General features: G+C 44.2%; 15 protein-coding genes. 4 read left to right on the forward strand and 11 right to left on the reverse strand.

The genetic code is table 11. The annotated features are described in order from the left end of the window. Window positions 1-273, reverse strand: a 273-nt coding sequence (rplU, locus tag ISR87_07620; protein MBL7025312.1) for a 50S ribosomal protein L21, incomplete at its 3' end; no start/stop codon positions are given. A 738-nt stretch (window positions 274-1,011) separates the two neighbouring features. Between rplU and ISR87_07625 the strand changes: the two genes are divergently transcribed. Both ISR87_07625 and ISR87_07630 read left to right on the forward strand, forming a co-directional pair. Further along, a complete protein-coding gene (locus tag ISR87_07625) occupies window positions 1,012-1,752 on the forward strand; it encodes a hypothetical protein (GenBank protein ID MBL7025313.1) in 741 nt (246 codons plus the stop codon). Window positions 1,753-1,766: 14 nt separating this feature from the next. After that, a complete protein-coding gene (locus tag ISR87_07630; GenBank protein ID MBL7025314.1) occupies window positions 1,767-3,641 on the forward strand; it encodes a prolipoprotein diacylglyceryl transferase in 1,875 nt (624 codons plus the stop codon). Here the strand turns inward: ISR87_07630 and ISR87_07635 are convergent. The 9 genes from ISR87_07635 to ISR87_07675 form a co-directional block, all read right to left on the reverse strand. After that, window positions 3,607-4,506, reverse strand: coding sequence for a serine hydrolase (locus ISR87_07635; GenBank protein MBL7025315.1), 900 nt, complete (start codon window positions 4,504-4,506; stop codon window positions 3,607-3,609). The two genes, ISR87_07630 and ISR87_07635, sit on opposite strands and share 35 nt — an antisense overlap. A 35-nt stretch (window positions 4,507-4,541) precedes the next feature. After that, entirely contained in the window at window positions 4,542-4,970 is a 429-nt protein-coding gene (locus ISR87_07640; protein ID MBL7025316.1) for a dCMP deaminase family protein, read from the reverse strand. A 116-nt stretch (window positions 4,971-5,086) separates the two neighbouring features. Further along, window positions 5,087-6,070 (reverse strand): asparaginase, encoded by a 984-nt coding sequence (locus ISR87_07645; protein MBL7025317.1) that lies wholly within the window; start codon window positions 6,068-6,070, stop codon window positions 5,087-5,089. Beyond that, the gene (locus ISR87_07650; GenBank protein ID MBL7025318.1) at window positions 6,067-6,753 is read right to left on the reverse strand and encodes a pyridoxine 5'-phosphate synthase; all 687 of its coding nucleotides are present in this window, start codon (window positions 6,751-6,753) and stop codon (window positions 6,067-6,069) included. The genes ISR87_07645 and ISR87_07650 overlap by 4 nt, the downstream gene beginning before the upstream one ends. A gap of 28 nt (window positions 6,754-6,781) precedes the next feature. Further along, window positions 6,782-7,951: a divergent polysaccharide deacetylase family protein gene (locus tag ISR87_07655; protein MBL7025319.1), complete on the reverse strand. Its 1,170-nt coding sequence runs from the start codon at window positions 7,949-7,951 to the stop codon at window positions 6,782-6,784. Between the two features lie 95 nt (window positions 7,952-8,046). Beyond that, window positions 8,047-8,496 carry a GNAT family N-acetyltransferase gene (locus ISR87_07660; protein ID MBL7025320.1) on the reverse strand — a complete coding sequence of 150 codons (450 nt, stop codon included), beginning with the start codon at window positions 8,494-8,496 and terminating at the stop codon, window positions 8,047-8,049. Then, window positions 8,486-9,115: a uridine kinase gene (gene udk, locus ISR87_07665; protein MBL7025321.1), complete on the reverse strand. Its 630-nt coding sequence runs from the start codon at window positions 9,113-9,115 to the stop codon at window positions 8,486-8,488. The genes ISR87_07660 and udk overlap by 11 nt, the downstream gene beginning before the upstream one ends. 42 nt (window positions 9,116-9,157) lie before the next feature. Further along, the gene (locus ISR87_07670; GenBank protein ID MBL7025322.1) at window positions 9,158-10,312 is read right to left on the reverse strand and encodes a DUF819 family protein; all 1,155 of its coding nucleotides are present in this window, start codon (window positions 10,310-10,312) and stop codon (window positions 9,158-9,160) included. A 17-nt stretch (window positions 10,313-10,329) separates the two neighbouring features. Then, on the reverse strand, window positions 10,330-10,689 hold the full coding sequence (locus tag ISR87_07675) for a DUF4180 domain-containing protein (GenBank protein MBL7025323.1): 360 nt from the start codon (window positions 10,687-10,689) through the stop codon (window positions 10,330-10,332). A 283-nt stretch (window positions 10,690-10,972) separates the two neighbouring features. Here ISR87_07675 and ISR87_07680 point away from each other — a divergent pair, with 283 nt between their 5' ends. Beyond that, on the forward strand, window positions 10,973-11,782 hold the full coding sequence (locus ISR87_07680; GenBank protein MBL7025324.1) for an arylamine N-acetyltransferase: 810 nt from the start codon (window positions 10,973-10,975) through the stop codon (window positions 11,780-11,782). Next, window positions 11,779-12,300, forward strand: a complete 522-nt coding sequence (locus ISR87_07685; GenBank protein MBL7025325.1) for a DUF4416 family protein — start codon at window positions 11,779-11,781, stop codon at window positions 12,298-12,300. Before ISR87_07680 ends, ISR87_07685 begins: the two co-directional genes overlap by 4 nt. An 8-nt stretch (window positions 12,301-12,308) precedes the next feature. Here ISR87_07685 and ISR87_07690 read toward each other — a convergent pair whose 3' ends face one another. Next, window positions 12,309-14,669 carry a glucosamine-6-phosphate deaminase gene (locus ISR87_07690; protein MBL7025326.1) on the reverse strand — a complete coding sequence of 787 codons (2,361 nt, stop codon included), beginning with the start codon at window positions 14,667-14,669 and terminating at the stop codon, window positions 12,309-12,311. Window positions 14,670-14,796: the final 127 nt, after the last annotated feature.

Here is a 14,796-nt window from a genome sequence, read left to right on the forward strand (position 1 = left end):
CTGGCGGTGTCCTTGTTTCTTCTGGTAACCCTTGCGGCGTTTCTTCTTGAAGACGATGATTTTCTTAGCGCGACCATGAGCCACAACTGTTCCGTCGATGTCAACATTGGTTAGCACAGGTGTGCCAACCTCAAGACTTTTACCGTCAGAGTAAGCCAGTACGCGCTCGACATTGACCTTATTACCAGGTTCAGCATCGAGTGTGGGAACGTTCAGGACCATGCCAGGTTTCACCTTGAACTGTTTCCCTGCAATTTGGATAATTGCGTACATAACTTTATCTCCTTTATTAAAAAGCCAGCGAATATAGACGGCACCTGTTCCGCTGTCAACGGATTATCCTCATTTTTCCCATTCAAGTTCAATCATGCATTGACTCAAAATTAATGTAACCCTAAGCCATTTCGAAAAAGGTCGTTGCCTCATAAATAATGTAACCCTTAAATAAGGTGCATGAACATGAGCAAAAAATCCCGTAAAGAGTATCGTCGAACAATCCGTAGGCGGTACTTTGAAGCAGACCGTTTAGAAAAGAGAGCCATTTTGGATGAGTTCTGTGAAGTGTGTGGGTACAATCGTAAGTATGCTATCCGCATTTTGAATCAAACCTTCAAGATCAGAAGCCCAGGAAAACCCGGAAGGCCCAAACAGTATCATGACCCGGTAATTATGGAGGTCCTCCTTCGGATATGGCGAGTTATGAATCTACCCTGTTCAAGGAGACTTAAGACAGGTATAGCTCTTTGGCTACCCTTCTATGAGAGTCATTATAGCACGGTTCTTCCTGATGATATTAAGGAGAAACTACTGTCTATCTCCCATGCCACTATAGACCGACTCATGGCTCACAGAAAGGCCAATTACTCAAAGCTTGGTCTTGCCACCACCAAGCCAGGTTCCATTCTCAGATCACACATTCCCATCAACACAGATCAGTGGAATGAGAAACGACCGGGTTATCTGGAGTCAGATACTGTCGCCCACTGTGGCACTTCTGTGGCAGGATCCTTCGTGTATACTGTAAATGCAGTAGATATAGCCACGGGCTGGTCTGAACAGAGAGCTGTCTGGGGAAAAGGGTATATGGGTATTAAGGAAGCCCTGATCGACGTGGAGAAAATGCTGCCCTTTGAAATACGGGGCTTTGACTCTGATAATGGGGGTGAATTTTTAAATTGGCACCTTTACAAATACTATAAAGAAAGATCAAAGCCAGTTCACTTCACACGATCCAGACCATATCGCAAAAATGATAACGCCCATATCGAAGAAAAAAACTGGTCGATCGTGAGACAATACCTGGGTTATAATCGTTTTGATGACCCCACATTGGCTCCACAACTCAACGATATATATAGGGAGGAGTGGAGATTAATTATGAACTTTTTCAGACCTGCGGCAAAGCTATTGGAAAAGCAAAGAATCGGGGCTAAGGTTAAAAAATTATATGATGATCCCAAAACTCCTTACCAAAGAATCATGGAATCAAGACAGATATCAAGAAAAACAAAACAGAAACTAACTCAGTTCTATCAAACGCTTGATCCATTCCAACTGCAACAATCTATGGAGGAAAAAATCAAAATCTTGCTCAACAAAACTACTCCCATTAACATCGAATTATCCATGAAGAACTTTAACTGGCTTCGGTTACCTTTATTTATGAGGCAACTGGAATCATTCCAAGCAGGAATTACCTGGGGATTAATTTTAATTGAATACCTGAGATATGAATCTGATATTGACAGATAATTATGGAGAACAATATGGTATTCAATGTGACCCAACAATGGCTGGAAGCGCATATCAATATTTGGCATTTTTTCGGTTACCTGAATGTCTTGTTGTCCACTGGCGTCCTGCTTTTTATGGGTTACAAACGAGGGTGGGATCACACGCGTTGGACACTCCTGGTCACATCATTCATTTTTGGAACCGGTTTGGGTACCATGTTCCTCCCCAGCATTATAGGAGCACTTCTTGGAGGTCTCCTGGTTTTCATGCTGGCAAAACACCTCCTACAATTTCCTCACCCTACTGCAGATCTATTTACCATCTATGCTATAATATTTATCGGTATTGGTCGCCTTGGATGTCTTTTTTCTGGTTGCTGTTTCGGAACCCCAACCGACCTACCGTGGGGAATAGCATATGGCCTGGGCAATCTGTCTCATTGGCTGCATTTCCATACAGGTCAGATCAATGATATAAATGGCTCCAGTCTGAATATTCATCCTGTCCAACTCTATGAATCATTATTCCTTCTTTTAGGAGCCTTACCTGCAGCGCTTCAAGCGATGCGGCGAAAAATCGACGGACGAATAATTCTGTCCGGGTTCATAAGCAGCTACTTCCTGTTTCGCTTCGGCATTGAATTTATTCGCGACATGAGCAATGTCTGGTGGAGCGAAGTCTATTTTGGTCCTGTATCACTGTTCCAAATCTTTCTTCTTGGCATAAGCGCTTTGAACCTGATCTACATTGTCCGACTTTCCATGTATCTACTGGCTGAGATTTCACTGCTTAAGCACTTCAGTACCAACCCCCAAAAGGCTATATCCCCCATACTCTTCACTATGTTTATGGGAACCATTCTGCTGTCAAATCATTTCCAACGAATCCAAATCATCCTTCTATTGATTCTTTTGGCAGGATTGGTTTATCTGAGAGTCTCAACTTATTTAGCGTCCCAATCAATTCTGAATCTGCGTTTTTCACCGCAGACATTTGGAGCACTGGGACTCCTTCTCCTGTTTAGCACCAATACGTTTCTGGCTTCACCTGATCAGGATGAATCTCCCCTGGTAAGCAAAAGTAAATGGCTCTATGGGATAAACGAAAACAACCAAAAGCTGGTCCGCATTGGCAATCAAAATTTGACCTTCAATAATTATGCTCGTGTCAAGAAAGTCTTGAGCAAACAGAACGGTATTTTCTTTGAGGATTCTACCCTCCACAGGCAAGCAATGCAGGATTTACAGACACCTCGCCTAAGCTATTCAGTTGGCGGAAGCTTTACGAAATTTGAATATGAACGGGTTTCCTGTGGTGGGGAAAGCATGACAGAGACAGTGACCTCCAGCAGTCTTATTGCAGTAATCGATAAAGAGAAAGCAGTGAACAATCGCATGTCGTCATACTTGAATGGCCGGTTAGAATACAGTTCCGGGACGTTTCAAACTGATGACGAACCATCCCGTGGCTATAGATATGCTTTTGGTGTGGTCAATGCTGGTCTCGAGCGGGAAATTATTGGTGGTGGATTGGGTCTTGGTGTGGCTTACAGCCCAGGACTTGATGGTGACAATGTACCCTTGATTCCTAGTCTGTATTTAAGACTGGGACCCCGTGAATTCCACCTGGAAGCAGGGCTCAATGATCGCTACTATGTCCAACCCGGATTCGCAAATATTCGTTTTAGTCTGGGCCATAAATCAACCCGGGGACAGAGTTATCAAGTGGGCATAGGGAACCGCGGACCCTTACTTTTCGTCACGAGTGGACCGTATGCGACTGTATCTAACCTGCAGCTTGGGAATCTTCCTAAACTGGATCTGACTTTTCACATGATCGGTGAGGGTTATGGTTTTTCTACAACTGTGGGTTTCAAATTCCCCAGGCACTCCAGAGCAGGGCGCTGACTTCCCGCAGGAGCACATAGCCTTCATTGTCCTCACCCCAGGATTCGTCTTCCTGATTCTTGGTGATCATACAAAACACATAATCACCCCGGGGAGCGTTTACCAGAAGCACTTCCGAGCGTGAGGCATTTACGGCTCCCTGTTTGGATGCAACCTGAACCGTCCGGGGAATGGATGACAGTGCTTCATCATCCCAGTAGATTCTGGTTAAATAGCGATACATCTCTTCGCTGGCCCAGGGGGAGACTGCCTTATTCTCATGAATTAATTGGACCATTCCGGCCATTTCCCGAGGTGTGGTTTGCCCCCATCCGTAAATCTCCCAATCATCCTGGCGATCCGGTGTGCGGGAATTCATGCGGGTCTGGGTGAAACCATAGGCATCCAGCCACAGATTGATCTCAATCCCTCCTCCTGATAATTGCTGGCACCACAAACTGGCCAGATTGTCGCTGTATGTGATCATGAGAGAAATGATTTTAGTCAGTGAAATGCTTGAACTGTCCTTAAAACAACTCAACAGGCCATCATCTGAGTAATTCACCACATCAGCGGACCAGATAAAGGTTGAATCGTAATCAATATCGCCATTTTGTATTTTTTGGAAGAGTGTGAGTAAGATGGGCACTTTGACCGTGCTGGCAGTGGGAAAAAGAACATCAGCATTGATGGCTATTTCCTCACCGGTCTTCAGATTTTTGGCGTAAATCCCGACATCTCCCCTGAAAGGTGTGACCAGATTGTTGAGATTCTGCTCTAAGGTTTTCACATCGATTGATGATGATTTTTTCGTCGATGAGCAACCTCCAACAAACATGAGTATGCTCAGCAGGATGACAACTTGGCCGCATCTACGAAAATGCATGGAATGACCCCCTTAAGTGTCTATCTGGTGATGACCTATTCAGCTAGATGAATCAGCTCGATCTGAGCTTCTTTGGCGTGGGTTTTAATTCTTTCATCTCGATACAATTCACCATAAAAAATACGCTTGATACCAGAATTCGCGATAAGCTTGAAACAGTTGTAGCAGGGACTGGCTGTGACATAGATATCTGCCCCCTCAATACCAGCACCATTTCTGGCAGCCTGAACGATAGCGTTCGCTTCAGCATGGACAGTGCGTACACAGTGACCGTTATCCATTTCATGGCCAACTTCATCACAATGGGGTAAACCACGGATGGAGCCATTGTATCCTGTTGATAGAATCATTTTGTCGCGGACAATAACGGCACCCACAAATTTACGATCACAGGTGGATCGCGTGGCAACATCCAGAGCAATTTGCATGAAATATTTATCCCAGGAGGTTCTATTTTTTACCATTGAAGTTTAATCCTTATATTTTACAACGAAGAAAACGAAATGAACGAATGCTTCTCCACATTTTGCTATGTGTCTTTTCGTACTCTTCGTCAGATTCGTTGTGAATCTTTTCATTATTATTCTGAAATGATCGTTTTGGTTGTGCCAATGACAAGCTGGGCATGATTTTTTAATTCCGGTTGCCACCATTTCATCAGCTTCTCGGACAAGGGCTCTTTGGCAAAGCCAATGTCTTCCAATAGCTTCAGCACCATCTGCCCTATGGCCCGGTAATTACCATCAAGAACTTTCACAGCCAGACCATAGACCTGGCCGTCAGGCATGATAAAACCGGCTGCTGAAACAGCTTCAGCACCCCCCTTGGACATAATTCTCTCTGGATAACTTTCCATGAGTGCTGTATCAAAACGACCCTCACCGCCAACCAGATGGGGATGACCATTCATGGCCTGAAATATCTGGCGACTTTCCTGATTCTCCTGCTGGCTTATTCGAGCAAAAGCCATGGCAACTTTTTGGAGTGGCAGGTGAAAAACCGGAGCCGAGCAACCGTCCACTCCTCGATGAATATGATCAGAAGCGGTGTATTCTTTCACAATGTCGTAGATGTATTGTTGCACGGGATGTTCTGGATTCAAATAGTCCAGCGGAGCATGTCCCAATTGAACTGCGGTGGCCAACATGCCAGAGTGCTTCCCCGAGCAGTTATTGTGAATTTGCTGCGGAGTTATACCGGCATTTTGAAGTGCCTGGGCACTCTCTCTGTGAATGGGGGGATGAATGCCACAGGCCAGGAGGTCTGGGCCGATCCCTGCTTTCGAAAAGATTCGGGATACGGTTTCAGTGTGAACAGGTTCACCACTATGGGAGGAGCAAATGACGGCCAATTCTTCTGGAGTAAACTTGAAATCGTCGTAGGCACCTGAACGTAAAACTGCCATTGCCTGAAGGGGTTTAGCAGATGAACGGACATAGGTTAAGTATTCTGTATCACCATAGGCTCTGACAATTTTGCCAGTAGCATCAACAATAACCCCATAACCCACATGGAAGCTTTCAACATGACCCGATCTTGTAACCTGGGTGATCAGTGATTTCATTGAACCTGGGCTTTGAAGTCCCGAACAGCCGTTTCCAGCCCAACAAAGATTGAACGACCAATGATAGCTCGACCGACAACCACATTCTCTACGGCTTCAATACTCACAAGGGGCAAAACGTTTTGGAATGATATGCCGCCATTGACAGCAACGCCCAGACCATTTTTCTCAGCTGTTTTTGCCATGAGAGCTATTTGTTCCTGTGCCTCAGCCTGACCGGCCACACTGATATTCTCAGAATAATGGCGCACATTAAGCTCAACCATATCCGCCTGCTGACGATAAGCTTTCTTGAGCAGCGATAATTCAGGTTCCAGACAGAAAGAAATAAGCTTTCCGGCATCTTTCAATTGAGGGACAAAGGTTTCAAGATCGGCACCGAAGTCCTCAAAAATATTGTCCCCGGCAAAAGTTACCTGACTTATTGGGAGATTGAGAGCAAGCTGAAGAAGATCAGCTCGTGGCGTAATCCTCAAGGCAAATCGTGTACCCATGGCAGCCGCAATGGTCAATTCCAGATCCTTCTCAGTAAAGTTTGGGGAACGTCCGTCATAAGTCAGACTAAAACCATCCACTCCTGATAGCCCTGCAATAGTCACCACGCCAGGCAAGGTGAGACCATCTACTTTGAGTTGCTGTTGGGCACTGATAAAGCCGTCCAGATTGAGTTCCATTTGAGCCATAGTATCCTCGATTTATTGCTTTATGTGATCATTTCGCCAGTTTTGAAACTGGAACCAGATCAAATCCTGCCTCAGCCAGTGCAGGTAAATATTTTTTTAATGTCTTTAATGTATTCGGTCTACAGTGGCCAATTCCTATGGCCTCCCCTTGTTCCTTGGCGATACGAGCGAGACGAAAGAGTTCACCTGCAATGGCTTCCTGGTCATCAACCTCGTCCAGGAAAACGTCCCTGCTGTTGGTCGGTACATAACGTTCTCTGGCAACAGTTTCTCCGACTGAAGCCGCAATGGTCCTGCTATCGATGAAAAACATTTTCTGCTCATTTAGAAAATCTGTCACACCAGTCATCACTTTGCGGCTCTGGGTGCCACCACTTCCCTGATGGTTATTCATCCCGATGGCCCTGGGAACATCTTTGCGAGCTTTTTTCAAACGCCTGACGATTTCACCATCACTAAGATCTTCAGACAAAGCATAATCTGGTTCACTGGTTGAGTTGGTCACTGTCACCATGGGCATATGAATCAAGGTCTGTATGGATCTGCTGTTTAAACGCTCATCAACCTGGGTAGAATAGGGTCGCCCTGGAATGACAGCTGCTGTAAAGGGTTCCTTGAGTGAGATAAAACCGGTAATGGTTTCATTCATGGAATAACCAAAATCATCAATAATGACTGCCAACCGGGGTCTTTTTGTGACCTTTGCAATATCCGCTGGTAATATTGATGTGGGAGCAGCCTTTTCCTCAGGATACTCAAATCTGTATACCGACCACACGGTTGAATCGCTACCAACCTGAAATTCCCAATAATCAGCATTTGCAGTCTGTTCAACCTGGAAACCGAAACCACCTAATGTGCTTTCCAGCAATTTTTCAATATCTGAGGATCGAATTTTTTTCTGATCCGTAATTTTAAATACACGAGTACCAAGACCATCATCACTCAATCGACCCTCAACAAACTCCAGGCTTGGGAAACGACGGGTCAGGGTCTGATCCATTCTCGTATTGAGGGTGAAATAACCTTCATAAAAACCCTGCTCAGACATAAGTTCAGGTTCATAAGTGTTGGCCTGGTTCCACATGATGACCCAGACTACTACTACAATCAGGATCAGGGCCATAAGGAAGATTTTAAGAATATTACCGCTATTGGGACTGGCTTTTATACGCTCTTTATAATATTGATATCTCATGATGACTTATTATACTTTTCTACTGGGCTGAGTCCACCGAAAAACATTGTTTCCAGCAGATAATTCACCCCGGTTGCTCCGTCTTTTTTCAATTATTAAAATTCCAGCTTCATGATGACTTCCCCCTCTTCCATGATACCAGTATCTATAAATCCAAGCTTCTCATAAAATCTTTTTGGATTGCCTTGTTCTGGAACATAGCTGAGGAGAAATTCAGTGCTGTCAGGGAGGTTTTTAACCTGTTCAATCACCAACTCCAAAGCCTTCAAGCCATACCCCTGTCCCTGAAATTTCTCGTCTATCATAAAACGCCACAGATAGTATTCCGGTTTGTCCATATCAAGATCAAGCATGACAAAACCTACTGGAGTATCATCATTATAAATTCCCCGATACCAGGCCTGAGGATGAAACAGTGCCTGGGCCAGTGAAATTGCATTTGTGGCTACAAAACCGGTTTGGTTGTGAGCCACCTTTAGTTTAAGAATGTCCCTATAATTGGACTTACTCAGTTCACGTAACTCGATTTTTGTTTCAGTCCTCATATTTTTCCATTAGCACAGAGTCGATCTTTGCACGTATGAGATCTACTGCTACGTGGTTCATCCCGCCTTCAGGAATGATCACATCAGCAAGGAACTTGTTGGGTTCAACGAATTGGGAGTGCATGGGTCTTACCGTTGATTTATACTGCTCAATTACAGAATCTACGGATCTTCCACGTTTCATAATGTCGCGCTTCAGCCGACGAATAAAGCGAATGTCAGAAGGCGTATCCACATAAAGTTTCAAATCCATCTTTGCAGTTAGCTCAGCAAAGTAGAGTGCCATTATTCCTTCAATAATGATGACCTTATGGGGTTTTACTGTGCGTGTCTCTTTGGCTCTATTGTGCGTAGTAAAATTGTAAATGGGAATTTGGACCGTTTTCCCCTGACACAGTTCCTCCACATGTTGAACAAGCAGGTCAATCTCCAGAGAGGAGGGGTGATCAAAATTGATTTCAGCCCGTTCTTCAACGCTCAGGTCAGACAAATCCCGGTAGTATGAATCCAGATCCAGACATAACACCTCACCTGGCTCGTATTCCTGGACAATATTTTTAGCGATGGTGGTTTTCCCTGAACCAGTACCACCTGCGATTCCAATTATTATTGATTTCATGCCTTTTCCTCAAGCAATTGTATTGTAGGATAGTACAACTAATTAAAAGAGTACTGCCCGGAAAATATAGGCGAATGCAACACCCAGATAATTCCCTATGGCGTATCCTATAATTCCTGTTGTCAAACCAGACAAAATAATCTCTTTGTTGTTCAGCGCTTTTGCCACAACAGGGACAAAGGGTGGTGAACAAACTGCTGAAACCGACGTGATCAGGAAAGTATCCGTATCAATATTGAAGAGTTTACAGAAAACAGCATGGAGCAGCATGGTACCGAACACAATGAAATTGACGAAAAACATCATGGACCAATTAATATTTACCAGTTGTTCCAGGTTGGCCATGGATCCTACAATGAGACTGAAGACCAGAATGATATACATCCCGAATTGAAAGGTCATGGGAATCATTCTGATCTTTGGAATAAATGAAGAGCCAATACCAAATGTGGTAATCAGCAGCATAATGGCAGCAGTTGAATATTCTTCGGGAATCAGTTGGGACAATCCAAAGCTCACACCCAGGATGACGATTGAAATACCCAGACCAGCCAGGAGGCCCAAAAGGATTCGTGATTTGAATATACCTTCGTATGAATGGATGTTCTCGCTGCTTTCAAGATTGTTACTTTTTATAATCACAGATCTGTATTTAGGCAGCACCTTATTAAAAACCTTCTGCCCAAAACTCATGACAAAAATGAGATATATAATTCCATTGACTGCATCATAGGTATGCATCATGATGTACTGGGTTGAATCCACATTCAAGGCGGTTTTGATCGCAGCCAGATTGGGCGTACCTCCGGTATAAAGCCCAATGGCCATGCCGCCAAACTGCCAGGCGTTTTCAATATTGCCTTGAACCATCCAACTACCCAGACCCGCCACAAAAACAACCAGGACCGTGGCACCAAGCATGGATAGAATGGCCTTCCCTGCAGAATGCACCCAGGAAGGAACATCCATGGAAAACAGGAGCAGGGGTAAGGCCAGAGCCACGGTAATTCCACTTAACTCATCCTGCACACCAGCCGCCCCCTCAGGTAAGAGACCACTATTCCCCAGTAGAATGCCAAATACATAAGCCAGTATCACCGATCCAATTTTGTCCATAAGGGTTGATTTATAACACAACCACAATATCAGTGCTGGCATAAGGAAGTAGAACGCAATGAGGACTGGAATTGGTATCATGTGGTTAACCTTTCAACTTAAGTGGTGAGCCAGACTTCAGCAGCTTCTCTGTTATCATAAAATCTAAAATGATTTGATCTGCTCATTTCAAACATCAGTTCTTTAAATCTCTGGGATTGCTCGGCGTTTGGAGGCAGAAGGATGGCCACCTTCGCCTGATAATTGGCAAATTTTTGCATGGCAGCGCCAGCCAGGCCACTTCTTAAATTAAAAAAATCGGATGATAAATTTTTGTCACTCAACAGCAGCAGATTTGAATTGTGGTAATAGCACAAACTCAGGAGATTATTCAAATCCCCCTCGCCATTGATACGCGAATCGGTTTCTGTGAGATCAATGTAATTCACACCTCTCAAGGATATTAAGGCACTATCCATCCTGCATACTCTCCTGTTATTCGTAGGGAATTCAATATACACTAAAACAGCACGATTTTTCAAGCATGACTCTTACTATGAATTATTAAGATGAATTCCATGTTCTCATTGGCAATTATGTGGAGTGATAGATTCAAATTGGATAAATAAGTTCTTTCCCAGAAAGCTCGTGTTTAGTATTGTACCATCCATAATAATTGTTGAAAAATCGTGCGGACAGTTTGTTGCAACAAAATCATGAACTATTTTAAGTTAAAGAAGAAGCAACTATAAATGGATTACCATGACCCTCATTGATCCTGCATCATTTGAAAAAGAAACCGTCGCCTTTCTTGAGCGATTTGATTTTGGTGGGGAAAAACCCTCCCTTGAGCATATCGCCGAAGTCTCGAGGTTTTTCAGCAGGCTGCCCTATGAGAATATCAGCAAGATATTAAAGCGAGACCAGGCACTTGGAACAAACCGACTGAGGTTGCCTGATGAGGTTACCCATGATCATATGGCCTGGCATCTGGGAGGGACCTGCTTCTCTCTGACTTATTTCCTGTGCGGGATATACAGCATACTTGGTTATAAGGTCCAACCCTTAATCTGTCATTTGAATTGGGGAGAAAACACACATTCAGCAGTAGCCATTCAATTTGCAGGATCAAGGTATCTTGTGGATCCTGGGTATATGATTTTCAGACCGCTTCAGTTAAGAAAGTCAAATATTGAAGCTCGACTCTCTGCTGAAACCGGACTATCACTGCGTTTTGATGGAGATTTGGATGAGTATGCTGTTTATACCTATCGCAAGGGACAGTTTGTGAGACGTTATCGATTTATGGACAAGCCAGTCTCTTGGGAACAGTTTGCTACATTCTGGGAGGATTCCTTTCAGATGCCTGGTATGGATGATCTCACCCTCACCCGTGTGGAAGGTAATGAGATGATTTTTGTCCAGGGAGATTTTATAAAGATAACGTCGCCAGAGTCCATTGAAAAAATTCGTGAGGTTAATCTTGCTGAGAAAGTGATTAAAGAACGATTCAGGATTCCCCTTGAGAAGCTTGAAGAAGCCAGATATGTATTGAAGCAAAGGCAGAAATGAAAACCACACAACCGCAACCGGTTAAATATTTTATTGGTGCCCTATACTCAGACGCTGAACTCCTGGAGCGGGCCATATCTCATTGTGAACAACGGATTGGAGAAATCGACTTGAGATCCGATCCATTCCCTTTTGATGTGACTTCCTATTATGATGATGAGATTGGTACTGCCATCTCCAGAATCATATTCAGCTTTGATGCCTTGTTATCTCCTGGGGAACTGGCACGTCTAAAAGTCATTTGCAATGAAATTGAGGATGCGTTGATGGTGGATGGATCCAGGAAGGTGAATCTGGATGTGGGCTATCTGGATTTTCACAAATTGGTCTTGGCCTCAGCCAAATACAATGGTCAAAAAATCTATTTAGATCGGGGCGTTTACGCAGATCCCACACTGTATTTTGAGGGAGGGCAATTCCATGCGTTTGAAAACACCTTCCCAGACTTTAAATCAAATACCTATCATTCAGTTTTTCTCAAAATCCGCAACACCTACAAGGCTCAGATCAAGACCTGAATCATTCACTAAACTTGAGATTCAGTTACCTTCTGTAACTCTCTTGCTCTGGTGTAGAATTCTTCCAGCTCCATCTCTTTCAAATAGACCAAACCATGGGCTGCTCTCACCCTTGGATGTGCGTTTTCGTACCAGAAATCGCGTCCCATCACCCGTTTCATATCCTGATGCTGCTGCACCTGAATGGCCTGGGCTAAACCTGAGAAGGGTCCGTTGAATTCGTGGCTGGGAAAAGGAGCGTCCACCTGTGACTGGAAACAATACTTGAATGTTTCCTTCATGATGGCCATGGAATTTAATGACACCGGCACAAAAATATTGGCATCTGTGGGTTGAAATTTGAACCAGACATTGCGATACCCCCACACCCTCAAGGGTGCGTCAGGATGTCTCTCTTTATAGAGCCGGATGGCTTCGGCAATAGCCTGCATTACTTTGTAATGGGTGTCGGGGCCACTGGCTTCAGGATCCAGGGCCAGGGTGACTACTGTAGGTCGAATTTTTTCCATGTACTCAAGGATGGGCTGGACATCACGATCCATGGTGGGATCCTCTGTGAATATATCTCCCTTGTAGAAACCAAGGCGCAAGTGGTGAACATTTTTAATGGGGGTTCCATAATGTCCCCAGACCAGGTCTGCTTCCCACTCTCTGATACGCCCTTTGAGTAATTGCATAATGGAGTTATCTTTTTGACCGGGATACCGTGAATCCAGATACTCAATGAGTTCATTCATCTTAGCCTGGAGAGTATCCAGGTTATACTCTGGATATAAGATGAGCAAATTACGGATAAGACGGCGGGAAGAGCCGTTGTTTCGCAGCGTTCTACTATGATGTGCAACACCATCCAGATAGGTGTATATATCTCTCTGGGCACCTGCATAATTGTCCGCATCGTAATAATTTTCTGCCCTGAGACGATGATACTGATCCGTCTCCATATGTTCCATGGCATTGAGGATCTGGTTTTTTACAAATTCGTTGGTCACTGCATTAAAACCGCTGGTCATGTAGGCAAAATGATGTTCGTTGCGAGGTGTTCTAACGAGATGAACAATATGGGCGAGATATCCCAGCATGATATCATCATGGTGGGGAGCGGTATGGAAAAACACATCGTCTTCTACTGGCGTCAGTCCTCGATTGAGTTTTGCCTGCAGGCTTTGGAAAATCCTCTCCTTGATCTCTGGTAGCTTTGCCTTGCTCCGTTTAAGGGCAATTGAAGGAACTTGCTTTTCTGCGACTTGCGCCTCGGTAATATTATGAATAGGTGTTCGTGAGCGCATGGAAAGGGTGATGAGATGTTGGTCCACAATCTCTTCAGACACTTCTGCAGCACTTTCAATTTCATGAACCTGTCTTCGGTCCAGAAAGACTGCAGCTCCCGCGGTGATATAAAAGCGAGCATTTCGCATGCTATGCAGGGCACCAGCAGGATAGGTATTGCTGGCCGGCTTCTGGACAGATCCAGCAACAATTTTTGCTTTGGCTTCCCCTGCTGCAAAAATCAAGCAGGTTGCATCGGAGTTGTAGGTAATGGTCTGAAGACCAATGGTAATAACCAGACGTTTTTGAGAGACTTCAATACCACCTAAATCGCCAGCTGCTGCAGCTTGTGTTTCAAAATTGGTGGGTGTCAGACGTGTCGTCGAAAAATAATCGGATCCACGAACATTAAAGGCGATGTGGCCATCAGGTCCAATACCCCCCAGGAAGAATCCAATGCCCCCTTTCTCCCGAATCCGTCTTTCATAATTGGTACAAAACTCATCGACCCTTTCGATGGCTTCCTTTTGCAGACGACCTTTGGTTGTATTGGGCTGACTAAATCTCAGGCTGAGATCAACCACATCGTCAGGGAATATCTCGCGATACGTCTTCCCCTTGGGCAAGTTGATCTGGGTTGCATCAATGAGTTGAGCTCGTTCAGCGCTGATCCCAAAGCCATTGATATAATATTTCATCACATAATCAAAGAAGCTGTTATGCTGAGTGGGAGAAATGGGAAAGAATTCATCTATCTGGACAAACTGCAAATCCTGCAAGCGGGGTTTCCGTGAATGATCTATACCCACTTCTTCCAGGAAGGCGCTGGTTGATTGCTCTTCCCAATGCTTCAAATAGTGTTCAGCATAGCGGATGAAATATTCAGGTGTTTTGCCAGTTGGTAGCGAAACAACTCCTTCAGGATTGTTCTGAACCCACTCCAAAAATCTCAAGGCCGTCAACTGGCCCAGATTGGGAAAGTTATTTACCTGGATGACAGGAATTTTTTCCTCTGGATCATACCTAAAAGCAAGCCTTGAACGGTTAAGGAAGTAGTTTTCTACAGGTGTGGGCGGATTAAAAATATTCTTTTTATTCATGGCCGCATTATGCTTGAGAAAAAAGCAAATTACAACAATTTATTACATGACGTTTTTTCCATAACCACAATATTATCAATATCTGCATGTTATCGTTTGTTAATCTAATTTACCAACCTCAACTATT

The organism is Candidatus Neomarinimicrobiota bacterium (genome assembly GCA_016784545.1).
Taxonomy (GTDB): domain Bacteria; phylum Fidelibacterota; class UBA8477; order UBA8477; family JABMPR01; genus JABMPR01.

What these genes read in the sequence shown, in the direction of transcription:
- ISR87_07630 (MBL7025314.1), top strand. Translation starts at nt 1,767, where the DNA reads ATGGTATTCAATGTGACCCAACAATGGCTGGAAGCGCATATCAATATT.
- ISR87_07635 (MBL7025315.1), bottom strand. Translation starts at nt 4,506, where the DNA reads ATGCATTTTCGTAGATGCGGCCAAGTTGTCATCCTGCTGAGCATACTC.
- ISR87_07640 (MBL7025316.1), bottom strand. Translation starts at nt 4,970, where the DNA reads ATGGTAAAAAATAGAACCTCCTGGGATAAATATTTCATGCAAATTGCT.
- ISR87_07645 (MBL7025317.1), bottom strand. Translation starts at nt 6,070, where the DNA reads ATGAAATCACTGATCACCCAGGTTACAAGATCGGGTCATGTTGAAAGC.
- ISR87_07650 (MBL7025318.1), bottom strand. Translation starts at nt 6,753, where the DNA reads ATGGCTCAAATGGAACTCAATCTGGACGGCTTTATCAGTGCCCAACAG.
- ISR87_07655 (MBL7025319.1), bottom strand. Translation starts at nt 7,951, where the DNA reads ATGAGATATCAATATTATAAAGAGCGTATAAAAGCCAGTCCCAATAGC.
- ISR87_07660 (MBL7025320.1), bottom strand. Translation starts at nt 8,496, where the DNA reads ATGAGGACTGAAACAAAAATCGAGTTACGTGAACTGAGTAAGTCCAAT.
- udk (MBL7025321.1), bottom strand. Translation starts at nt 9,115, where the DNA reads ATGAAATCAATAATAATTGGAATCGCAGGTGGTACTGGTTCAGGGAAA.
- ISR87_07670 (MBL7025322.1), bottom strand. Translation starts at nt 10,312, where the DNA reads ATGATACCAATTCCAGTCCTCATTGCGTTCTACTTCCTTATGCCAGCA.
- ISR87_07675 (MBL7025323.1), bottom strand. Translation starts at nt 10,689, where the DNA reads ATGGATAGTGCCTTAATATCCTTGAGAGGTGTGAATTACATTGATCTC.
- ISR87_07680 (MBL7025324.1), top strand. Translation starts at nt 10,973, where the DNA reads ATGACCCTCATTGATCCTGCATCATTTGAAAAAGAAACCGTCGCCTTT.
- ISR87_07685 (MBL7025325.1), top strand. Translation starts at nt 11,779, where the DNA reads ATGAAAACCACACAACCGCAACCGGTTAAATATTTTATTGGTGCCCTA.
- ISR87_07690 (MBL7025326.1), bottom strand. Translation starts at nt 14,669, where the DNA reads ATGAATAAAAAGAATATTTTTAATCCGCCCACACCTGTAGAAAACTAC.